This is a genomic window from Xanthomonas sp. WHRI 8393 (assembly GCF_040203315.1).
GTDB lineage: Bacteria > Pseudomonadota > Gammaproteobacteria > Xanthomonadales > Xanthomonadaceae > Xanthomonas > Xanthomonas arboricola.
The window spans coordinates 554,583-575,476 of sequence record NZ_JBEGGL010000003.1 but is presented as its reverse complement, the minus strand read 5'-3'; the positions used below and the strand labels follow the sequence as shown (position 1 = coordinate 575,476).

At 68.2% G+C, this 20,894-nt stretch carries 19 protein-coding genes and 1 other RNA gene; 10 read left to right on the top strand and 10 right to left on the bottom strand.

All coding sequences use genetic code 11. The features are described from left to right. Positions 1-14: 14 nt before the first annotated feature. From ABQ137_RS12950 to ABQ137_RS12930, 5 genes are all read right to left on the bottom strand, one after another. A non-coding RNA gene (locus tag ABQ137_RS12950) (sX9 sRNA) lies at positions 15-90 on the bottom strand. A gap of 202 nt (positions 91-292) precedes the next feature. Beyond that, positions 293-694 (bottom strand): MAPEG family protein, encoded by a 402-nt coding sequence (locus ABQ137_RS12945; RefSeq protein WP_039522329.1) that lies wholly within the window; start codon positions 692-694, stop codon positions 293-295. Positions 695-719: 25 nt separating this feature from the next. Then, complete coding sequence (locus tag ABQ137_RS12940; RefSeq protein WP_047126840.1) at positions 720-1,229, bottom strand: DUF4019 domain-containing protein; 510 nt, start codon at positions 1,227-1,229, stop codon at positions 720-722. 150 nt (positions 1,230-1,379) lie between these two features. Then, positions 1,380-1,628: a hypothetical protein gene (locus tag ABQ137_RS12935; protein WP_054591543.1), complete on the bottom strand. Its 249-nt coding sequence runs from the start codon at positions 1,626-1,628 to the stop codon at positions 1,380-1,382. 64 nt (positions 1,629-1,692) lie between these two features. Beyond that, positions 1,693-2,871 carry a COG3904 family protein gene (locus ABQ137_RS12930; protein WP_349782749.1) on the bottom strand — a complete coding sequence of 393 codons (1,179 nt, stop codon included), beginning with the start codon at positions 2,869-2,871 and terminating at the stop codon, positions 1,693-1,695. Positions 2,872-3,019: 148 nt separating this feature from the next. Here ABQ137_RS12930 and ABQ137_RS12925 point away from each other — a divergent pair, with 148 nt between their 5' ends. The 4 genes from ABQ137_RS12925 to ABQ137_RS12910 are packed head-to-tail and all read left to right on the top strand — an operon-like array spanning position 3,020 to position 7,741. Continuing rightward, on the top strand, positions 3,020-4,483 hold the full coding sequence (locus ABQ137_RS12925; protein WP_024939919.1) for an AlkA N-terminal domain-containing protein: 1,464 nt from the start codon (positions 3,020-3,022) through the stop codon (positions 4,481-4,483). Next, complete coding sequence (locus tag ABQ137_RS12920) at positions 4,480-5,022, top strand: methylated-DNA--[protein]-cysteine S-methyltransferase (protein ID WP_349782746.1); 543 nt, start codon at positions 4,480-4,482, stop codon at positions 5,020-5,022. Before ABQ137_RS12925 ends, ABQ137_RS12920 begins: the two co-directional genes overlap by 4 nt. Positions 5,023-5,058: 36 nt before the next feature. Then, complete coding sequence (locus tag ABQ137_RS12915; RefSeq protein ID WP_349782744.1) at positions 5,059-6,354, top strand: alkaline phosphatase family protein; 1,296 nt, start codon at positions 5,059-5,061, stop codon at positions 6,352-6,354. Between the two features lie 43 nt (positions 6,355-6,397). After that, positions 6,398-7,741 carry a chloride channel protein gene (locus ABQ137_RS12910; protein ID WP_024939916.1) on the top strand — a complete coding sequence of 448 codons (1,344 nt, stop codon included), beginning with the start codon at positions 6,398-6,400 and terminating at the stop codon, positions 7,739-7,741. A 257-nt stretch (positions 7,742-7,998) separates the two neighbouring features. Here ABQ137_RS12910 and ABQ137_RS12905 read toward each other — a convergent pair whose 3' ends face one another. Together ABQ137_RS12905 and ABQ137_RS12900 are read right to left on the bottom strand one after the other, a co-directional pair. Continuing rightward, positions 7,999-8,181: a 30S ribosomal protein THX gene (locus ABQ137_RS12905; RefSeq protein WP_016904806.1), complete on the bottom strand. Its 183-nt coding sequence runs from the start codon at positions 8,179-8,181 to the stop codon at positions 7,999-8,001. 135 nt (positions 8,182-8,316) lie between these two features. Next, a complete protein-coding gene (locus tag ABQ137_RS12900; protein WP_024939915.1) occupies positions 8,317-8,733 on the bottom strand; it encodes a MerC domain-containing protein in 417 nt (138 codons plus the stop codon). 163 nt (positions 8,734-8,896) lie between these two features. On the opposite strand from ABQ137_RS12900, the gene ABQ137_RS12895 reads away from it, so the two are divergent. The 5 genes from ABQ137_RS12895 (at position 8,897) to ABQ137_RS12875 (ending at position 16,137) form a co-directional block, all read left to right on the top strand. Continuing rightward, positions 8,897-10,963, top strand: a complete 2,067-nt coding sequence (locus ABQ137_RS12895) for a TonB-dependent receptor (protein ID WP_349782742.1) — start codon at positions 8,897-8,899, stop codon at positions 10,961-10,963. 415 nt (positions 10,964-11,378) lie between these two features. Continuing rightward, positions 11,379-11,807 (top strand): MarR family winged helix-turn-helix transcriptional regulator, encoded by a 429-nt coding sequence (locus ABQ137_RS12890; RefSeq protein WP_039522359.1) that lies wholly within the window; start codon positions 11,379-11,381, stop codon positions 11,805-11,807. After that, positions 11,804-13,027: an MFS transporter gene (locus tag ABQ137_RS12885; protein ID WP_349782739.1), complete on the top strand. Its 1,224-nt coding sequence runs from the start codon at positions 11,804-11,806 to the stop codon at positions 13,025-13,027. Before ABQ137_RS12890 ends, ABQ137_RS12885 begins: the two co-directional genes overlap by 4 nt. 411 nt (positions 13,028-13,438) lie before the next feature. Next, a complete protein-coding gene (locus ABQ137_RS12880; protein WP_349782737.1) occupies positions 13,439-15,814 on the top strand; it encodes a TonB-dependent receptor in 2,376 nt (791 codons plus the stop codon). A gap of 74 nt (positions 15,815-15,888) precedes the next feature. Then, entirely contained in the window at positions 15,889-16,137 is a 249-nt protein-coding gene (locus tag ABQ137_RS12875) for a hypothetical protein (protein WP_184378747.1), read from the top strand. Between the two features lie 7 nt (positions 16,138-16,144). Here ABQ137_RS12875 and ABQ137_RS12870 read toward each other — a convergent pair whose 3' ends face one another. Together ABQ137_RS12870 and ABQ137_RS12865 are read right to left on the bottom strand one after the other, a co-directional pair. Further along, positions 16,145-17,176, bottom strand: a complete 1,032-nt coding sequence (locus tag ABQ137_RS12870; RefSeq protein WP_024939909.1) for an aldo/keto reductase — start codon at positions 17,174-17,176, stop codon at positions 16,145-16,147. A 153-nt stretch (positions 17,177-17,329) separates the two neighbouring features. Then, positions 17,330-18,541 (bottom strand): MFS transporter, encoded by a 1,212-nt coding sequence (locus tag ABQ137_RS12865; RefSeq protein ID WP_184518472.1) that lies wholly within the window; start codon positions 18,539-18,541, stop codon positions 17,330-17,332. A 100-nt stretch (positions 18,542-18,641) separates the two neighbouring features. Between ABQ137_RS12865 and ABQ137_RS12860 the strand changes: the two genes are divergently transcribed. Continuing rightward, on the top strand, positions 18,642-19,556 hold the full coding sequence (locus tag ABQ137_RS12860; RefSeq protein WP_104543398.1) for a LysR family transcriptional regulator: 915 nt from the start codon (positions 18,642-18,644) through the stop codon (positions 19,554-19,556). A 913-nt stretch (positions 19,557-20,469) separates the two neighbouring features. Here the strand turns inward: ABQ137_RS12860 and ABQ137_RS12855 are convergent. After that, entirely contained in the window at positions 20,470-20,673 is a 204-nt protein-coding gene (locus tag ABQ137_RS12855) for a hypothetical protein (protein ID WP_024939907.1), read from the bottom strand. Between the last annotated feature and the right edge of the window lie 221 nt (positions 20,674-20,894).

Below are 20,894 nucleotides of genomic sequence, written 5' to 3'. Positions count from 1 at the left end.
CCAAGACCCAGAGGAGCTAACAAGACCTCGCGTGCAGTGGTCAGCTGGATGCGGTCGGCGCAGAGCAACCGGCATGTCCGCGTGGCACCTGCCGTACCGGGCTCGCACGCCTGGCGGTGAGCGCAGCCGTCTTGGTAGCGGCTCTCAGTTTAACGGCAGTGGTGCTGGCCGGACTTGATCAGGATCAAGCAGTGACCGAACCAGGCAGCCCAACGCAGTCGCAGGCGCGCGATCTGTCGCTGCGTTTTCTCAGCCACTCACCACAGGCTGCGCGCACGCAGCCCGGCCTGCGTCACCAGCCCAGCAACGCCCGCACCAGCTTGACGATGCCCCAGAACGACACCACCCAGATTGCGCTGCGCAGATAAGGAATGCCTGCTGCATACGCCGGCACGTAAGCCACGCGCGCCCACAGGTACAGCTGCACGCCCAGTGCGGTGTCTGCATTGGTACGGCCGGCAACGCTCACCGCCAGTACCGCAGCAGCGAAGATCGGGAAGGTCTCCTGATAATTGCGGAAGGCGCGATCCAGCCGCGCCGCGACGCCGGTCAAGGGCTTGGCGTCGCCATCGCGGGCGCTGGCGTTCCATTTGGTCCCGCGCTGGGCGGTCATGCTGGCCGAGGCGGCCAGCAGTTGCACCAGACCGAGCACCATGGCCCAGCCCAGCATCTGTAGTTCGATGGTCAGTTCCACGCGGGTCTCCCGATGAGCTGCAAGATCACTTGATCGACGCGCGCAGGCTGTAGCCGGCAAGCCGCCAGGTCTTGTCCTCGTCCAGGCGGAAAGACACCAGCTCGCGCACCGGCTGCTGGGCCTTGGCAAACCGGGTCGGGAAGCTGACGTTGACGTACAGGCCTTCGGGCACCTGCGCGCCGGCAGCGTATTTGACCCGTGTCACCGAGCCCTGCCCGCGTCCGACCACCGCCCCCAGCCGCGCACGTTCGGCGCCGATCTGGCTCACGAAGACATCGCGCTTGACCGCGGTCTTGGCGACGCTGGAGGCGCCATCCCACAGTGAGGCCACCTGGTTGGCATCGACCATCTGCGCCACCCGCAGTGCCGCCTGGGTCATCTCGGTGTTCTGTTTGGTCAGCTGCGCCTGCTGCGCCGGGCTGGCCGTGGGCGCCGCCTGGGGAGCGGCGGCCGGACGTGCAGCCGTCTGCGGCTGTTGTGCCAGGACCAGCGAGGGAGCCAACAGCAGTGCGGCAAGCAGACGAGGACGGAACATGGGGCAGATGACCTTGTGCTTAGCAAACGGATGGGAACCGCCGCAGGGTTTGCGGCGAGTGCGGCAGTTTAAGACCTGCGCTGCATGGTGAGGTGAGTGTGCAAGCGACGCGCGAGCCGGGTGCCGGGAACGCACGCCTTGACTCAAAAATCAGATGTCGCCGCCCGGCGGAACCGCCGCGACGCCGCGTGGCCGCCACAGTCGCCAACTGACCCACAGTGCGCGCGCGATGGCAGCGATCAGGGCCGCCAGGCTCAGCCACACCGCCAGCGTCGCCGGCCACTGCACATGGCTGGCCGCAGCGATCACCTGCAGCAGTTCGGCCACGCCAAATCCGGCCAGCACCAGCAGCGCCGATGGCAGATATGCCAGCGCAACGCCTTTCGTCTTTCCAAGCATGTCGCCCCCCGGCTCCGTGGTATGCCGCGACCATAGGCAGCCGGCAGTGCGGTGGGTGTGAAGCTCAGCCCTCGCCCTGGGCGGGGTCCGTTGCGGGCTCGGCAGCCGACTCTGCGGCCGGTGCCGCAGTCGGCGCTCCTGCCTCCGCGTCGGCCGCTGGCGCGGCCTGCGCTGCGGCGGTGGCCGGCAGCGCGGCGGCATCGGTTTCGGCCAGCGGGCTTTCTTCCGGGCAGGCCGCATCCGGGAAGCCAAAGCGCTGCTTCAAGGCCAGGCCGCAGGCGTTGACCGCCTCCAGATCGGCGCCCTCGCCCTTGCACTTCTGGTCGAAGGCAACCAGAAACGCGTCCTTGCGGCGCACGAAGGCGTCGCCGCACTTGCGCATCTGGCGGATGCGCTCCAGGTCGTCCTGCACCGCGTTGGTGCCATCCAGCCCGTACTCGCGCAACTCGTCCATCGTCAGCAGGCGCAGGCTGCGGTTGGGCACGGTCATCATCAGGTCGGCCACCGCCACCGCCACGCCATTGCGCTCCAGATAATCCTTGACGTTGCCGTAGACCTCGCGCAATTCGCGATTGAGTTCCGCGCGCGAGGTGGCCTTGGAACTGATCCGCATCATGCGGTGGATGCCGACCTTGCCGGCCACCAGCCGGTTGTCGCCGGCGGCCAGCACGAACACGCAGGCGCTGTGGCAGATCGAGCCTTCGCGCACCCAGATGGTCCAGTTGGATTCGCCGATGACATCGCCGGCGCGAATCGCCGCTTCCACCTGCCCGCCGCTGGAGTCCAGGTCCAGGATGCGATGCGGCAGCCGCAGTTGCTCGGCCACCGCGGCCAGCCGCCACACCAACGCAGCGAAGCCGGCGTTGATCTTGCCGGCGTAGCGCACCCGCAGCAGGCCGGTGTCGCGACACGGCGCCAGCGCCGCCTCTATGCTGGCGCGGTCCAGCGCAGGCAGCAGCGTGCCGTCGCCGGCTTCGCTGCTGTAATCGGTGGCGCAACTGATCCAGGCCTTGCCCGCGTCCAGCTCCGCCTGCGGCCAGCCGGCTTCGCCGGCCTGTGCACGCGGCCGCGGCGGCGGCGCCACCGGCTCGGGCGTATCCACCGACACCATATGGTCGCCATCGCCCTGCCCCGCGCCGCTCTGCTGCGTCGCGGCGGCATCGGCCGAGGTACTGGTGCGGTCGCAGGCCGCCAGCACCAGCACCAGCACGCATGAAAGGGACAGGCAGAGCAGTTTCAGCATGATGTCAGGCAACGGACCGCGACGGAGATCACCCTCAGTCTATGGCTGAATGGGCGAAGCGTTTGACCCTGCCATGAACGCAGCGGCCCGGTGCAACCCTGTCCGAAAACGGCCAGCCGGGGCCGGGGCGAGCGCATAGACTGGCGCCATGCAGACCGCCACGCCCGACCGACTCCAATGCGACCGCGCCCGCCTGGCGCGCGATGCACGCTTCGACGGGCTGTTCTTCACCGCGGTGCGCAGCACCGGCATCTACTGCCGCCCGGTCTGTCCGGCGCCGCCGCCCAAGCCGGGCAACATCAGCTATTACCCCAGCGCGGCGGCAGCCAGTGCCGCCGGCTACCGGCCCTGCCTGCGCTGCCGCCCCGAGCTGTCGCCGCAGGCGCAGCAGCATCTGGGCGAAGAGAGCGTGCAACGCGCACTGGCGATGATTGCCGACGGTGCCCTGCAGGAGCAGCCGGTGCAGACCCTGGCCGACGCAGTGGGCCTGAGCGCACGCCAGCTGCAGCGGCAGTTCGTGCAGCAGCTCGGTGCCACCCCGATCCAGGTGCACGGCACGCGCCGGCTGCTGCTGGCCAAGCAACTGCTGACCGAGACCGCATTGCCAGTCACCGAGGTCGCGCTGGCGGCCGGCTTCAACAGCCTGCGTCGCTTCAATGCCGCATTCCTGGAAGGCTGCGGGATGCCGCCATCGGCGCTGCGCAAGCAGCGTGCCGAGGTCCCGGGTGGCGAGTTGACCCTGCGCCTGGGCTACCGCCCGCCGCTGGATCTGCCGGCGATGCTGGCATTCCTGCAACGCCGCGCGATTCCCGGCATCGAGCAGGTCGACGCCAGCGGCTACCGGCGCGTGATCGGCACGCCGGGCAACGCAACGCTGATCGAGGTCAGCGCGGCGCCGCAGCGTGCGGAGTTGCTACTGCGCATCGGCGCCACCGACCCGCGCCAGATTCCGCAGATCGTGCGGCGGGTACGCCGCCTGTTCGATCTGGATGCAGACCTGCAGGCGGTGCACGCCACGCTGGCGACCGAGCCGCTGCTGGCCGAGGCGATCGCGCGCCGCCCCGGGCTGCGCGTGCCGGGTGGCTGGGACGGTTTTGAAGTGGCCGTGCGCGCCGTGCTGGGCCAGCAGATCAGCGTGGCCGGCGCGGCAACGCTGGCGGCGCGGCTGGTCGACCGGCATGGCGGCCATCATCTGGAGATGCCGCCCGGCCTGGATCGCATCTTTCCGACCCCGGCACAGCTGGCCGAGGCGCCGCTGGAACAACTCGGTCTGCCGCGGGCGCGCGCCGCCACGCTGCGTGCATTAGCCTCCGCCTGCGCGCAAGGGCAGCTGCATTTCGGCGCCGGCCAGCGCCTGTCCGAGTTCGTCGCCGCCTGCACCGCGTTGCCCGGCATCGGGCCGTGGACCGCGCACTACGTCGCCATGCGTGCGCTGTCGCATCCGGACGCGTTTCCGGCCGGCGACCTGATCCTGCAGCAGGTGCTCGGCACGCCCGAGCGCCTGAGCGAGCGCGCCACCGAAGCGCGCTCGCAGGCCTGGCGGCCGTGGCGCGCCTACGCCGTATTGCACCTGTGGCATCTCGCTGTCGATCGCAAGGACACCCGCTCATGAGCACGTTGTATTACGACACCTTTCCCTCGCCGATCGGCGCGCTCAGCGTGGCCGCCGATGCTGCCGGCGTGCACCACATCCTGTTCGCGCAGAACCGCTACGACGCGGTCGGCCGCGCGCGTTGGCAGCACGCCCCCGATGCGCCGCTGGTGCGCGAGGCGCGCGAGCAGTTGCTCGACTATCTGTATGGCGGGCGGCGCAGCTTCGACCTGCCCCTGGCCCCGACCGGCACGCCGTTCCAGCTGCAGGTCTGGCATACGCTGGCGCAGATTCCGTTCGGGCAGACCTGGAGCTATGCGCAGCTCGCGCATGCGGTGGGACGCCCCGCCGCCAGCCGCGCGGTCGGCGCTGCCAATGGGCGCAATCCATTGCCGATCGTGCTGCCCTGCCACCGCGTGATCGGCGCCAATGGTGCGCTGACCGGCTTCGGCGGCGGTCTGCCGACCAAGCAGGCCTTGTTGCAGCTGGAAGGCTGGTCACCGCGCCAGGGCGCAGCGGCCGACGATCTGTTCGCCGCATCCGCCGCCGGCACGCGCTGACTTCGCGACGTCATTGCCAGGCCGTAAACTGGCGCGATGATCGATCGACGTTTTGTGTTTGCCGCGCTCGCACTGCTCGCGGCCTGCAGTTCTCACGCCCCTTGGCGCAGTACGCCAGCGCCCGCCCCGGCGGCGCCCGCGTCGGCCGGCGCACCGCACAGCGATGTACCGCACAGCGTGCTGCTGATCTCCATCGACGGGCTGCGCGCGGACATGCTCGATCGCGGCATCACACCGACTCTGTCGCAACTGGCACACGACGGCGTACGTGCGCGCTGGATGACGCCGTCGTACCCGTCGCTGACCTTTCCCAACCACTACACGCTGGTCACCGGCCTGCGCCCGGACCACCACGGCATCGTGCACAACAGCATGCGCGATGCGACGCTGGGCGGCTTCTGGCTGAGCAAGCAGGATGCCGTCGGCGATGCGCGCTGGTGGGGTGGCGAGCCGCTGTGGGTGGGCGCGGAAACCCATGGCCTGCATGCCGCAACCTGGTCGTGGCCGGGCAGCGAGGCGGCGATCGGCGGCGTGCGCCCCACGCGTTGGCGCCATTACGAAGAAGGCACCAGCCTGGACGCGCGCGTGGACGAAGTGCGGGGCTGGCTGGCCGCCTCCGGCGCCGACCGCAACCGCCTGGTCACGCTGTATTTCGAACACGTGGACGAAGCCGGCCACGACCACGGCCCGGAGTCGCGCGAATACGCCGACAACGTGCGTGCGGTGGATGGCGCGATCGGCCGGCTGCTGGCCGGCATGCAGCGCGACGGCACGCGCGAGCGCACCAATATCGTCGTGGTCTCCGACCACGGCATGGCCGAGGTGGCGCCCGGGCATGCGATCAGCGTGGAAGACATGGCGCGCCCGGACATCGCCACTGCCGTGACCGACGGGCAGGTGATCGGCTTTGCGCCATTGCCGGGACAGCAGGCCCGCGCCGAAGCCGGCCTGCTCGGTGCGCATGCGCAGTACGACTGCTGGCGCAAGACGGAGCTGCCGGCACGCTGGCACTACGGCACGCATCCGCGCATTCCGCCGATCGTGTGCCAGATGCACGAAGGCTGGGATGCACTGTTCCCGGACAAGCTGGCCAAGCGCCCGCGCGATCAGATGCGCGGCTCGCACGGTTTCGATCCGGCGCTGCCGTCGATGCGCGCGGTGTTCCTGGCGCAGGGCCCGGATCTGGCGCAGGGCAAGCGCTTGCCGGGCTTCGACAACGTCGATGTGTATGCGCTGATGACCCGGCTGCTGGGCATTCCCGCCGCGCCCAATGATGGAAATCCCGCCACGCTGCTGCCGGCCCTGCGCGTGCCGCCGGCCGCCGGCCGCTGAGTGACGCGTCGCGGCCGCGCGGTGCGGATGCGACAATGGCGCCATGTCTGCTCCTGATCCCTCGCCGCGCCGGCTTCGGCTGCGGCCGTTGTTGTCCAGCCAAGGCTGGCGTCGCCGCGCTGCACTGTGGGGTGGCGCAATCGCAGTAGCACTGGTGGCGATCGTGTTCGCCAAGGCCAGCGACGCCGCCTTCCAGTTGTTCCAGCGCATCACCGCGCATTCGATCTGGTGGGCGCTGCTGCTGACGCCGGGCATCTTCGCCCTGCTGGCCTGGCTCACCTCCGGCGCGATGCGGCCGACGCGTGGCAGCGGCATTCCGCAGGTCATCGCGGCGCTTGAACATGACGACGCGGCGTTCCGCCAGACCAATCTGTCGCTGCGCGTGTCGATCGGCAAGCTTGCCCTGACCACCCTGTCGCTGCTCGGTGGCGCCTCGGTCGGACGCGAAGGCCCCACCGTACATGTCGGCGCCAGCCTGATGCATGTGTTCGGGCGCTGGTTCGGGTTTCGCGATCCGCGCGAGCTCTCGCATTTCCTGCTTGCCGGCGGCGCGGCCGGTATCGCCGCGGCGTTCAACACGCCGCTGGCCGGGGTGGTGTTTGCGATCGAGGAATTGAGCGGACGCTTCGAGCACCGCTTCTCCGGCACCTTGCTGACCGCGGTGATCGTCGGTGGCGTGGTGTCGCTGGGCCTGTTGGGCAACTACACCTACTTCGGCAAGGTCGCGGTGGCCTTGCCGCTGGGCCAGGCCTGGCTGGCGATCGCGCTATGCGGCAGCGTGGCCGGCCTGCTCGGCGGCATCTTCGCGCGCCTGGTGCTGGCCAGCGTCAGCGGCAAACCGCGCTGGCTGGCAACGCTGCGCCAGCGCCATCCGGTGCTGCTGGCCGCGCTGTGCGGGGTGGCCTTGGTCGGGCTGGCGCTGGTGTTCGGGCAAGGCGCGTTCGGCACCGGCTACGAGCAGGCACGCAGCCTGGTGCAGGGCCATGCAGTGGTCGGCCACGAATTCGGGCTGATGAAGCTGCTGGCCAATCTGGTCTCCTACCTGGCCGGCATTCCGGGCGGGCTGTTCTCGCCGGCGCTGGCGGTGGGCGCCGGCATCGGCCACAACCTGTCGGTGCTGATGCCGGGCGTGGACCCGCGCACCTTCGTGCTGCTGGGCATGTGCGCGTATCTGACCGGCGTGACCCAGGCGCCGTTGACCTCGGCGGTGATCTCGCTGGAACTGACCGACACCAGCCAGATGCTGTTGCCGATCCTGGCTACCGTGCTGATCGCGCGCGCAATGTCCGGGCTGGTGTGCAAGACGCCGATCTATCGCGGCCTGGCCGAACAGTTGCTGGCGCCGACGCCGTCCCGCACCTCGCCGGCTACGGCGACGACGCACTGAACATCCCAGGCGGGAGAGCGGCGCAGGGCCGACCGACCGCAGTGTGCAGCTGCCGGCCGTGACCGCCGCACACTGCGGCCGGCGCTGCCGTGCCATGCGCGAACCGACGCCAGCGGCGCGCAGGTCGCCGCTTCGACGCAGGCCGGTAGCCTAATTGCTGCTCGGGCGAGCGCTGCAGCGCGCGTCTGCGCCGATGCCGGACATAAAAAAAACGCGGCGCAAGCGCCGCGTTCTGGTGTCGCGAAGCGGGCTAAGGATCAGCCGGCCTTGGCAACGGTCTTCTTGGCCACAGCCTTCTTGGCCGGCGCCTTGACCACGCCCTTCTTGGCAACCGGGGCAGCTGCACCCACGACAACCTTGCTCACCGCGTGCGAACGCGAATTGCCGTAGCTGGAATTGTAGCGCTTGCCCTTGGCGGTCTTGCGGTCACCCTTACCCATGTTCGTCGACTCCTGAATGTGAATACTGAATACAAAATCCCCGCGCTGAACACGGGTCTGGCGAGGTTTACGCCGGCGGCGCCCTCGCGCAAGGCCGGCAAGCCTACCACGTAGGCCCTGCCCGCGCAGCCCGGGCTAGTGCGCGCAGCTGGCGTCGTGGACGTGGGCGTGCCCGTGGTTCAGACGCAGGTTGACCAGGTGGGCGATGCCGACCAGCGCGCCGCCGAGCGTCATCACCACCGCATGCGGCACCACCGCGTGGTGCAAGGGGTCATAAAGCAGGCCGGCCCACAGCAGCAACAAGCCCGGCAGCAACAGTGCCAGCGCGTGCAGCGCCTTGTGGCGGCGATAGCCCAGCACCAGGCTGAACAGCCCCAGCAGCGTCACGAACACCACGATGGCCAGTTCGACCCCATCGCCCAGCCAGAACGACAGGCCCAACGACGGGGCCAGGGCCAGCACCAGCGGCAGCACCGCGCAATGCACGGCGCATAGCAGCGACCCGGTCGCACCGAAGCGGTCGAGCACATGGCGAAGGGACGGTAGAGGCATGACTTCCAGCAGGGGCTCGCGGCGACGTGGAATAATATAACATCTTCCTTGTTCCAGACCCGCACCGCTGCATCGCGCAGGTGAGCGGGTCCTGCCGTCGGCACAGCAGCCAAGCTGCGCCTTATCATTGATATACAGTAACAATCACAGAGTCCGGCCCGCCATGCACCCTCGCCTCGCTTTCTCGTTCCGCCGCTCCACGCTCTCGCTGGCGTTGACCAGCCTGCTGGCGCCCGCCCTGGCCCTGGCCGAGGACGCACCGGCAGCCGCCGACCCGCAGACCCCGCCCAGCTCGGACACGCGCCACGACGCCACCGCTTCCAGTGGCCGCCATATCAAGGACCTGGACAAGGTCGTCGTCACCGCCAGCCCGTTGCGCGATGCGGCCGGCGAGTTGAGCCGCCCGGTCGAGGTGCTGGCCGGCGAGCGTCTGGACGAGGTACGCAGCTCCAGCCTGGGCGAGACCGTGGCCAGCCTGCCCGGCGTGCAGAGTTCCAACTTCGGCCCCGGCGTCGGCCGGCCGATCATCCGTGGCCTGGACGGCCCGCGCGTGGCGGTGCTGCGCGATGGCCTGTCGACCCAGGACGTGTCCACGGTCAGCCAGGATCACTCGCCGGCGATCGAGCCGTTCCTGGCCAACCAGATCGAGGTGCTCAAGGGCCCGTCCACGCTGCTGTACGGCTCCGGCGCGATCGGCGGCGTGGTCAACGTGGTCGACGGGCGCATTGCCGAAACCCCGGTGGACGGCTTCAGCGGCCGCGCCGAAGTGCGCTTCGACGGCGGCGACAAGGACGGCAACACCGACATGTTCCGCGTCGATGCCGGCAATGGCAGCGGCCTGTCGATCCACGCCGACGGCGTGTACCGCAACCAGAACGATTACGACACCCCGCAGGGGCGCCAGCTCAACAGCTGGATCGACTCCAAGGTCGGCTCGGTCGGCGCCTCGCTGTCCGGCGACTGGGGTTTCGTCGGCCTGTCGGCCTCGCGCTTCCGTGACAGCTACGGCAACCCCGGCGAGCCGGGCGACCCGACGATCGGCGAGCGCGGGGTGTCGTTGAAGCTGCAGCAGGACCGCTACGACCTCAAGGGCGGGCTGACCGATCCCTGGGGCGAAGGCAGCGCACTGCGCTACAGCTTCGGCCACACCGATTACGCGCACACCGAGTTCGAAGGTGCCGAAGTCGGCACCGTGTTCACCAAGCGCGCCAACGAAGGCCGCGTGGAAGCCTCCTTCACCTTTGGCGGCGGCTGGCAGACCGCGTTCGGCCTGCAGGGCAGCGACACCACCTTCCAGGCGATCGGCGAGGAATCCTTCGTGCCCAAGACCGACACCCGCTCGCTCGGCGTGTTCGGCGTCGCGCGCAACAGCTGGGAGCGCGTCACCGCCGAAGTCGGCGCGCGCGTGGACAAGGTCAAGTACCGCACCGACATCGGCGTGGACCGCGACTTCACCCCGACCAGCTTCTCGGCCAGCGGCGGCTTCCGTTTCAACGAACAGTGGCGCCTGACCGCCAACCTCGACCACGCCGAACGCGCACCGGCCGAGGAAGAGCTGTTCGCCAACGGCCCCCACATCGCCACCCTCGCCTACGAGATCGGCGATGCGGATCTGAAGACCGAAAAGGCCAACCAGGCCGAGCTGGGCCTGAACTTCCAGAACGCATGGGTGGATGCCAAGATCGCCGCGTACTACAACCGCTACAACGACTTTGTCTACATCGTCGATACCGGCGGCCAGTGGTTCAACGAAGAAGACAACGACTTCCTGCCGATCCGCCAGTGGACGCAGAACGATGCGGTCTTCCACGGTTTCGAGGGCGAGGCCACCTTCCATCTGGCCGACAACGACACCGGCGCGTGGGATCTGCGCGTGTTCGGCGACACCGTGCGTGCGCGCCTGAAGGATGGCGGCAACCTGCCGCGCATCGCACCGGGCCGCGTCGGCGCGCAGATGCGCTGGAACGCCGATGCATGGCGCGCCTCGCTCGGCGCCACCCGCACCATGAAGCAGGACAAGGTGGCGGTGAACGAAACCCCGACCGACGGCTATACCTTCGTCGATGCGCATCTGGCCTACCACGTGGACCGTGGCAGCAACGCGTGGGAAGTGTTCCTGGACGGCAACAACCTGACCAACCAGGACGCACGCGTGCACACCTCCTTCCTCAAGGACGACGTGATGCTTCCCGGCCGCAGCGCCTCGTTCGGCGTGCGCCTGTTCTTCTGACGGTACCTCTCTCCCGCCGTCATAAGCGAGGCCGCCTCCGGGCGGCCTCGTCATGTCCGGCGGCGGGGCTGCCGGCCTCGGCGTTCTGCACTGCTGCGCGCATTGGCGCGGCGATGACAGCCCTGCGCTGCAATGCCACTCGCAGCGGCGAGCCGATGCGCTGCATTGCACGGGCTGGCTCGACGCCCCGCTGACCGATCACACCGAGGCCGCTTGCCGGCGTTGGCCGATAGCAAGGCTGCCGGTGCGCACCAACGCATGTACCAGTGCCGACATTGGCGCGGGTTGAGCGGTATGCGATTGCCTTGCAGACTCGATCGGGCGTACGTCGACGGACAAGCGCCCCAAGTTCGCCACGCGCTTGCCAATAGGTGCATATGCACGCAAAGTGCGAGCATCCTCGTGGAGCATCGCCATGTCCGGGACCGGCCCCTGCACCTGCTTCCAGCTGCGCCGCGCCGCACGGCGTACCTCGCAGCTGTACGACCATGCCCTGGCGCAGGTGGGCCTGAGCCTCAACGAATACTCGATCCTGCGCCGGCTGGTCAGCGCACAGCCGTTGGGCGCGTTGGCGCACTCGCTGGGCATGGATCGCACCACGCTGACCCGCAATCTCAAGCCGCTGCTGGCGGCGGGCTGGGTGCAGGCACGTCGCGGCGAGGATGCGCGCCAGAAAGTGGTGGTATTGAGCCGCAGTGGGCGCGGGCTGCTGGTGCGCGCCCTGCCGCATTGGCAACGCGCACAGACGCAGCTGGAAACGCTGTTCGGCAGCGCTTCCACCGCGCAGCTGCACGCCACCCTGATGCAACTGGATGCGGCCCTGGACGCGGAGGCAGCGGCATGAGCACGTCTGCGAGCGCCCGCACCGGCGCGCAGTGGGGCTTGCTGCTCACCGCCTCGGCCATGCTGATGCTGACGATGGGCGCACGCCAGACCACCGGCCTGTTCGTGGAGCCGATCCATCGCCAGACCGGGATTGGCATCGCGTCGATCAGCTTCGCGCTGGCGGTGGGGCAACTGATCTGGGGCGCGGTGCAGCCGGTATTCGGCGCGATCGCCGATGCGCGCGGGCCACTGCCGGTGCTGCTGTTCGGCGGCGTGCTGTTGTCGCTGGGCCTGGGACTGAGCCCGTGGCTGGCCAGCGAGTGGGGCCTGATCGTCTCGCTGGGCATCCTGGCTGCCGCCGGTGCGGGCGCCGGCAGTTTTTCGGTGCTGATCGGTGCCACTGCCGGACGTCTGGCGCCGGAGCGGCGCTCGTTCGCGGCCGGGCTGATCAATGCCGGCGGCTCACTCGGCCAGTTCGTGTTTGCGCCACTGGTGCAGCTGATGATCGGCGCCGCCGGCTGGGCCAGGGCGATGACCGGGCTGGCGATGATCTCCCTGCTGACCTTGCCGCTGGCCTGGCCGCTGCGACGCAGATCGCCCCCGCCGGGCACGCACACGCCGATCGCAAGCGACGACATCGGCTTGCGTGCGCAACTGCAGGTTGCCCTGCGCGATCGCAGTTACTGGTGCCTGCATCTGGGCTTTTTCACTTGCGGGGTGCATATCGCGTTTCTGGTCACGCACCTGCCCGGCGAGATCGCGCTCTGCGGCCTGCCCGCCAGCGTGTCGGCGGTGTCGATCGCGTTGATCGGCCTGTTCAACGTGGCCGGCAGCCTGGTCGCCGGCAAGCTCGGCGAACGCATCCGCATGAAGTGGCTGCTGTGCGCCTTGTATGCCAGCCGCGCGGTGCTGATCGGCTTGTACCTGATCGCGCCGCCGACGCCGCTGACCTTCTACCTGTTCGCCGCGGCACTGGGCTTTACCTGGCTGGGCACGGTGCCGCCGACGGCAGGTTTGATCGGCAAACTGTTCGGCCCGCGCTACCTGGGCACCTTGTTCGGCCTGACCTTGTTGTCGCACCAGATCGGCGGCTTCTTCGGGGCGTGGCTGGGCGGGCTGGCGCTGGAGCGCTTCGGCGATTACAGCTGGATGTGGTACGCCGACATGCTGCTGGCAGTCATCGCCGCACTGATCAACCTGCCGATCCGCGAAGCCGCGCCGGTACGCGCAGCAGCGTAAAACGGGCCCAAGCGCGCACCTGCCTATCGGCCTGCATGCAGCGACATCGCTGCGCCATTGCACGGTGCCTGGCAGCGCATACGCAAAAGCCATCGTGCCGCGACGATGGTTCGCATCAGCTGCCGCTGTGGTGCGCGTTGGAACGACCCACACGCAATCCGATAGCGACACACGTGCACTGCGCACGCGCTGTCTGGCGCCTTGCCGCATTGATCGATGGCGAGCATATCGCCTGCACCGAGTGCCGCAGCGCACAACAGCTTTTGCCGGCAACTCCGTTAGAACAACAGCGCGACGTGTGTCGCTGCGTTGCGCGACCGGCCACTGTGACGTGCTGCCGGTCACCCTTTGGCGGCGCGTGTACGACGCGCGCATTGCCGCCAGCTGCGACGTCATCCCAGGAGAGCTTTCATGACCGCATCGATGCCCCGCTATGCCCTGTCCCTTGCCATCGGCGCCCTGCTTGCGCCTGCCGCGCATGCGCAGACGTCCACCGCCGAGCCGCGCAGCGAGGCCACCACGCTGGATGCAGTGATCGTCAGCGGCACCGCGCGCTTCAAGGGCCTGGCCAAGCGCGATGCCAGCTTCTCGATCACCACCGCCAGCCCGGAGCAGATCCAGCAGGCCGTGCCGCAGAGCACTGCGGACCTGCTGAAGATCGTGCCCGGCGTATGGGCCGAGCCCAGCGGTGGCGGCACCGGCGCCAATATCTTCGTGCGCGGCATGCCATCCGAAGGCGATGCGCCGTTCGTGACCATGCAACTGGATGGCTCGCCGCTGTTTCCGCCGCCGACCCTGTCGTTCCTGGAAAATTCCACGCTGTTTCGCGTCGACGACACGGTCGAGCGCATGGAGGTGTTGCGTGGCGGCTCCAGCCCGATCTTCTCCAACGGTCAACCGGGCCTGACGGTCAACTTCATCCAGAAAAAAGGCCAGGACGAGCCCGAAGGCAGCGTACGCCTGACCGGCGGCAACAACGCGCTGCGCCGCATCGATGTCTTCAACAGCGGGCCGATGGGCAATGGCTGGTACTACAGTGTGGGCGGTTTCTTTCGCGAAACCGACGGCGTGCGCGACCCGCAGTTTTCCGCCGACAAGGGTGGCCAGTTCAGCGCCACCTTGAGCAAGCGCTGGGACAGCGGCGAGCTGTCGTTCTACGCGCGGCATAGCGACGACAACAATGCCTTCTATACCGCCATTCCGCTGCTGTCGCGCAACAACGGCAACGACCTGTCCAGCTTCCCCGGCCTGAATGCTCAAACCAGTACCCTGCTCGGCCGCGACTTCCGCAATGTCGACCTGCTGGTCGGGCCAGATGGACAGACCATCCGCCGCGATCTGGCTGACGGCCGCGGCGTCAACATCGATGTGTTCGGCGGCGAACTGAACTGGGAGACCGGTGACTGGACCATTGCCGACCGCTTCAACGTGATGAGCGGCAGCGCGCCGACCTATGCGTTGTTCACCGGCGATGCGCCAGTGCGATTGAGCGATTTCATCGCCAGTTACGGCACTACCGGCAGCGGTAGCTTCACCAACGGCGGCGGTGCGGTGGATGGTAATCAGCAGGTGCTCGAAGCCGGCTGGTGGTCGGTGGACAAGCGCCTGAATTCGGTCACCAACGATTTGCGCCTGAGCCGCGAATTGTTTACGGGCAACACGCTCACCGTGGGCGCGTACTACGCCAGGTACTCCTCGGCCGACACCTGGTACCTGGGCAACACCATGCTGCTCACCGCGCAGAACAACGCGCGCCGGATCGATCTGGCGCTGGACAACGGCCAGCAGGCCACGCGCCAGGGTTTCACCAGCACCGCGTTCTTCAATCTGCGCGCCAACTACGATGGCGAGAACATCGCCGCCTTCGTCGCCGACGAATGGGAGCTCAACGCGCGGCTGCGCCTGGACCTGGGCGCCCGCTACGAACGCCAGAGCGTCACCGGCGATGTGCACGACACCGCCACCGTCGATCTGGACGGCAACCCGGACACGCTGTACGACAACGCCACCTCGCTCGCCCTGGCCAGCACGCGCCGCATCGACCAGGACGATGAGGCATTCTCCTGGACGGCGGGGCTGAACTTCACGCTCGATACCCACAACAGCCTGTTCGCACGCGTCAACTCGGGGGTGAAGTTCCCCGGCTTCGACAATCTGCGCGATGGCCAGAATCGCGTGCAGGAAGTGGATCAGTACGAACTCGGGCTCAAGTCCGGTGCCAGCAGCTACGACCTGTACCTGACCGCGTTCTACAACACCTTCAAGAACTCGCCGTTCCAGGCGTTCCTGGCCAATGGTGAAAACTTCACCACCGTTGGCGACTCGCGTGCGCGCGGGCTGGAGGTGGAAGGTGCCATCCGCCCGTTCGGCGGCTTCGAGCTGGCCGGCACCGGGGTGTGGCTGGATGCCAAGTACCGCAACTACCGCGAGTTCACCGGCAACCAGGTGATGCGCCAGCCCAAGCGCCAGTTCCGCATCACGCCCAGTTACTACTGGATGCTGCCGTTCGGCGACCTCAAGGTGTTTGCCACCTATTCCTACATCGGCGACCGCTTTGCGGACCTGGCCAACAGCCAGCGGCTGCCGTCCTACGACATGCTCGACATCGGCGCCAACCTGCATGTGGGCGAGCACTGGGAAGTGACCGCCAGCGGCAGCAACGTCACCGACACGCTGGGCCTGACCGAAGGCAATGTGCGTGTCCCGGGTGCAGCGACCGGCGGCGTGTTCATGGGCCGGCCGATCGCCGGACGGCAGTACCAGATGTCGGTGGCGTATCGCTGGTAGGCAAGCCAAGACGTCATCCCGCGCGGCAGTCCACGGCTGTCGCGCGGTCCACGTCCGAGCGCGCGGCCACGTCCTTGAACGCGCAACGCGGAAACGCAGGCGCGGCGCATGCCTGCCTGTGGCAGTGGTCCAGCTGCTACGCCTTCGCGGCCATGCGACCACTGCGCTTTCTCACCGCCGGCATCGGCTGCGCAACCGCGCACCGGGAGCCGATCGACGCCCTGTCGCATCCGCCATTCAACCCGGATGCGCTCTTCCGGCTCTTTCGAGACATCGAGGTGCCCTATCCCGAGGTAGTTCCGCGCACGGCACGGCCATTGTGATGCGGCATCACACCGGCAGCGGGCTGCGTTCGGCAAAGTGCCCACGCCAGTACGGGTAATATGGATACGGTGGCTCCACCGCGCTCACTGCATCCAGGCGCGCGCGTTGCGCGTCCGTCAGCGACCAGCCCACCGCACCGAGGTTCTGGCGCAGCTGCGCTTCGTCACGTGCGCCGATCAGCACCGTGCTCACGGTGGGCCGTTGCAGCAGCCAGTTGATGGCGATCTGCGGCACGCTGCGGCCGCTCTCGTCGGCAATCGCGTCGAGCACATCGACGATGTCGAACAGGCGCTCGTCGCTGATCGCCGGGCCGGCGGCCGCAGTGGCATGCAGGCGACTGTGTTCGGGCAATGCCTGGCCGCGGCGCAGCTTGCCGGTCAGGCGCCCCCAGCCCAGCGGACTCCACACCACCGCGCCCACGCCCTGGTCGATGCCCAACGGCATCAGCTCCCATTCGTAATCGCGCCCGGCCAGCGAGTAATAGGTCTGGTTGGCGACAAAGCGGCTCCAGCCCTGCGCATCGGCCACCGCCAACGACTTCATCAGCTGCCAGCCGGCGTAATTGGACGCACCCAGGTAGCGCACCTTGCCGGCGCGGACCAGCCCATCCAGCGTGGACAGGGTTTCTTCCACCGGCGTCATCGCGTCGAAGGCATGCAGCTGCAGCAGATCGATATAGTCGGTGCGCAGGCGCCGCAACGAGGCATCCACCGCGCGCAACAGGCGGAAGCGCGAGGCACCGGCATCGTTGGGCCCATCGCCCAGGCGCAGGCCGGTCTTGGTCGAGAGGATCACCTGATCGCGGCGGCCCTGCAGCGCCTGGCCGAGGATCTCTTCAGAGGCGCCGTCCGAATATACATCGGCGGTGTCGAACAGGTTCAGGCCCGCCTCCAGGCACAGATCGATCATGCGCTGCGCCTGCGCCACATCGGTATCGCCCCATGCAGAAAACAGCGGCCCCTTGCCGCCAAAGGTACCGGCCCCCAGACCGAGCACCGGGACCTTGAAACCGGAACGGCCGAGAAAACGTGTCTCCATCGCAATGCTCCTTGAAACCGAAGGAAAATCCGCGCGCTGCCGGTCGATCCGGCCACGCGCGATGCCAGGCGCCAGGCTCCGCTCGCCGATCACCCGCGCGAGCGCGCAAGGCCGCCGGTTGCGCGGTCACTGCGCTCGTGCCTAAGAAACGAATCAACCCGCCTGCGCGCACACGCCCGGCGCGGCGGTACGCCGGCGTTGCAGTTGCACGCTCCACAACGCGATCCCCAGGCCGAGCGCGCTCAACAGCGCGGCAACCCAGGGCGTGGCGACCAGGCCGGCATGCGTGGCGATCACCACGCCGCCCAGCCAGGCGCCCAGCGCATTGCCCAGATTGAACGCGGCGATATTGAGACTGGAAGCCAGGTTCTGGCCGGCACCGCGTGCATGCTCGAGCACGCGCAACTGCAGCGGCGCCACGGTGGCGAAGGCGGCCACGCCCAGCAACCCGACGAACACCACCATCGCGGTCTTGTTGTGCAGGACCAGGCCCATCGCGGCGAGCACCACCACCAGTGCCGCCAGGCTGCCCAGCAACGCGGCGGTGGGGCGCCGGTCGGCCAGACGCCCGCCCAGCAGATTGCCCACGATCATGCCGACGCCGAAGACCAGCAACACCGGCGACACCGCCGTCTGCGCAAAACCGCTCACGTCCACCAGCAACGGCTGGATATAGGTGAATACCGCGAATACGCCGGCATAGCCCACCACCGTGATCGCCAGGGCCAGCAGCACCTGCCCGCGCCCCAGCACTGCCACTTCCTGGCGCCACGACACCGGCGCGGCCGCGCCCGCGTTCGCCGGTACCCACAGTGCCACCGCGGCCGTGGCCAGCACGCCGACGACCGCAACCGCCCAGAACGTCGCCCGCCAGCCCAGTTGCAGGCCCAGCCAGGCGCCAGCCGGCACGCCCAGCAGGGTGGCCACGGTCAGGCCGGCAAACATCAGCGAGATCGCCGAGGCACGGCGCTCGGCCGGGACCAGCGAGGTGGCCACCACCGCGCCCACGCCGAAGAAGGTGCCGTGCGCCAGCGAGGTCAGCACACGCGCGACCATCAGGCTGGTGTAGTCCGGCGCCAGCGCGCAGGCCACGTTGCCCAGGGTGAAGATCGCCATCAAGCCGACCAGCACCGCCTTGCGCGGCAGCCGCGCACTGGCCAGGGTCAGCACCGGCGCCCCGACGAACACGCCCAGTGCATAGCCGCTGATCAGCAGGCCGGCGGCGCTGAGCGACACGCCCAGGTCGGTGGCCACCTGCTGCAGCAGGCCCATGATCACGAACTCGGTGGTGCCGATGCCGAAGGCACCGATGGTCAGCGCCAGCAGCGCTGGCGGAAAACGGGAAGAACGCGCGGAAGCGGACATGGGCATGGACCAGGGAAGACAAGCCACAGCCTGCGCTCAAGCGTCCTAAGCAAAAACCCCTGTTATCCTGATTCACTATCAAGCAATCATTGAGAATCGCATGGACCGCCTCGGCGATATCGCGCTGTTCCTGCGCGTGCTCGACTCCGGCTCGATCACTGCCGGCGCGCGCAGCCTGGACCTGTCGGTGGCGGTCGCCAGCCAGCGCCTGAAGCGGCTGGAGCGCGACCTGGGCGTGCGCCTGCTGCACCGGACCACGCGCCGGCTGCACCCGACCCCCGAAGGCCAGCGCCTGGCCGAGCGCGGACGCGTGCTGGTGCAGGATCTGGACGCGCTGGCCGACGATCTGCGCGAGAGCGCGCACGCGGTCGGCGGCATCCTGCGCATGACCATGTCGGCCTCGTTCGGGCGGCAGTACGTGTCGCCCTTGCTCCCGGAATTCCAGGCCCGTCATCCACGCGTGCATATCAGTGCGCACCTGAGCGACGACCTGGTGGACCTGGTCAGGCAAGGCTTCGACCTGGCGATCCGCATCGGCCCGCTGGACGACTCCGGGCTGGTGGCGCGGCGCATCGCCGACAACCGCCGCACCCTCGCCGCCTCGCCCGATTACCTGCAGCGCCATGGCACCCCGCGCACGCCGGACGACCTGGCCGGGCATGCCGGCGTGCTGCTGATGGGCCGCGACGGCCGCCAGGATGTCTGGCAGTTGCAAACCCCGGAGGGCGGCCTGGTGCGCGTGCGCATGCAGAGCCGCTTCGAAAGCAATTTCGGTGAGTTGATCCGCGATGCGGCCGTCGCCGGCCAAGGCATCGCGCTGCATTCGTACTGGCATATCGCCGAGGAGCTGCGCAACGGCCGGTTGGTCGAGGTACTTCCCGATTACCCGCCGCCAACCTCGCAGATCAACGCGGTGATGCCGGCGCGCCAGCTGCAGCCACCGCGTGTGCGTGCATTCGTGGATTTTCTGCAGGAACGCCTGGGCGACGTGCCGCCGTGGGAGCTGGGCGGTTGAACGCGAGCGCGTCGGTCGCGTCGGCCGATGCCGGCTGGACGCGGATCGATGCGTGGCTGCGAGGCGACGTCTTGGTTGGTTAGTGGCTGGATTCGGTCGAGTCGCGCTGTTGGATCATTGGTGGCCGGCGATCTGTGAGTTCGCTGCAGTGCCCCTGCCCGCTCGCCACCGCGGAGCACGTTGCAAGCCGGAGAGCCCGATATGGGGATTTGCGGAGAGATCAGCTGTAAGGCAGGCGATCTGCAGCTTGGCTGCAGGGCTCTTGCCCGCCCACCATCGCAGCACACGCCGCAAGGCAGAGTGGACGATCTACGGCGTTGCGGATAGCTCAGCTGTAAAGCGGGCGATCTGCCGCTTAGCTGCGGGGCCCTTGCCCGCCCACCATCGCAGGACACGCCGCAAGTACGTCCATGTAGGCTCTTACGCGGCATCCATGCCGCGTAAGGTCCCGCGGCGGTAGGCGGGCAAGGACCTGTCTGGATGGTCGGTGTGCACGATTAAAAGCAGTGCCAGATGCGCGTTGTTTGATGCCGATGTGCCAGCTCAACGCCCGATGCATCTCGAGCGACAACCAGTCGGGATGTTCGGTGAGCATGGGCAAGCACAGTGCGTCATGCGCATTTGGACAGCGATGTACCTGCGCGACCCAACAGTCAACGACCAATGCACTTCGCGCGACAAGCAGCTCTTATGCGAGCACCGACCACCTTTCTGGTGCGGTGTCCTCGCCGGTTGCGGGACCCTTGGCGGCATGGAGGCCGCCAAGGAATCTCCACGGATGGATTCACGGCGTGTCCCGCAAGTGGTGAGGGCACCGCACACTCGACTCCCCAATCAGCAAAATGCGTACGGCAGCCACGTTGACACCGTCGCTCTAGCGTCAAGGATGTGGTTGGCGTCCTAGCGGCTCCGTTTAGCGTCCCGCACGCAGCAAGCGCCGGTGCAATCCACGCCGCTGCGCTTCGCTGAGCAGATGCCCATGCGTGTTCAACAATCCCAGAATCTGCTGATGCGCTTGCGCCGTGCGGCGCGCAAGTTCGGCCGTGGCGGCAGCCTCGAGCGCCTTCCAGTCGGCCGGGCTTGCCGGTGCGGGGATGGTCGAACGTTTTGCGGGCATGGGACGGGGTCGTCACGGGAACAGACACCCATGATACGGCGCGTGTGTGAGCGCAGGATCGTGTCTGGCCTGCGATTGTCGGGCGTCGGGCGCGCACAGGCCTGACAGCCTGTGCCGGCGCCACCCGGCGCTGCCTTTGCCGCTGCTGCGGCCGGCATGCGGGCTCCATGACGGTGGGTCTTGTACGATCGACGGCATCGCGGCCGAGCCGCCTGGTGCCA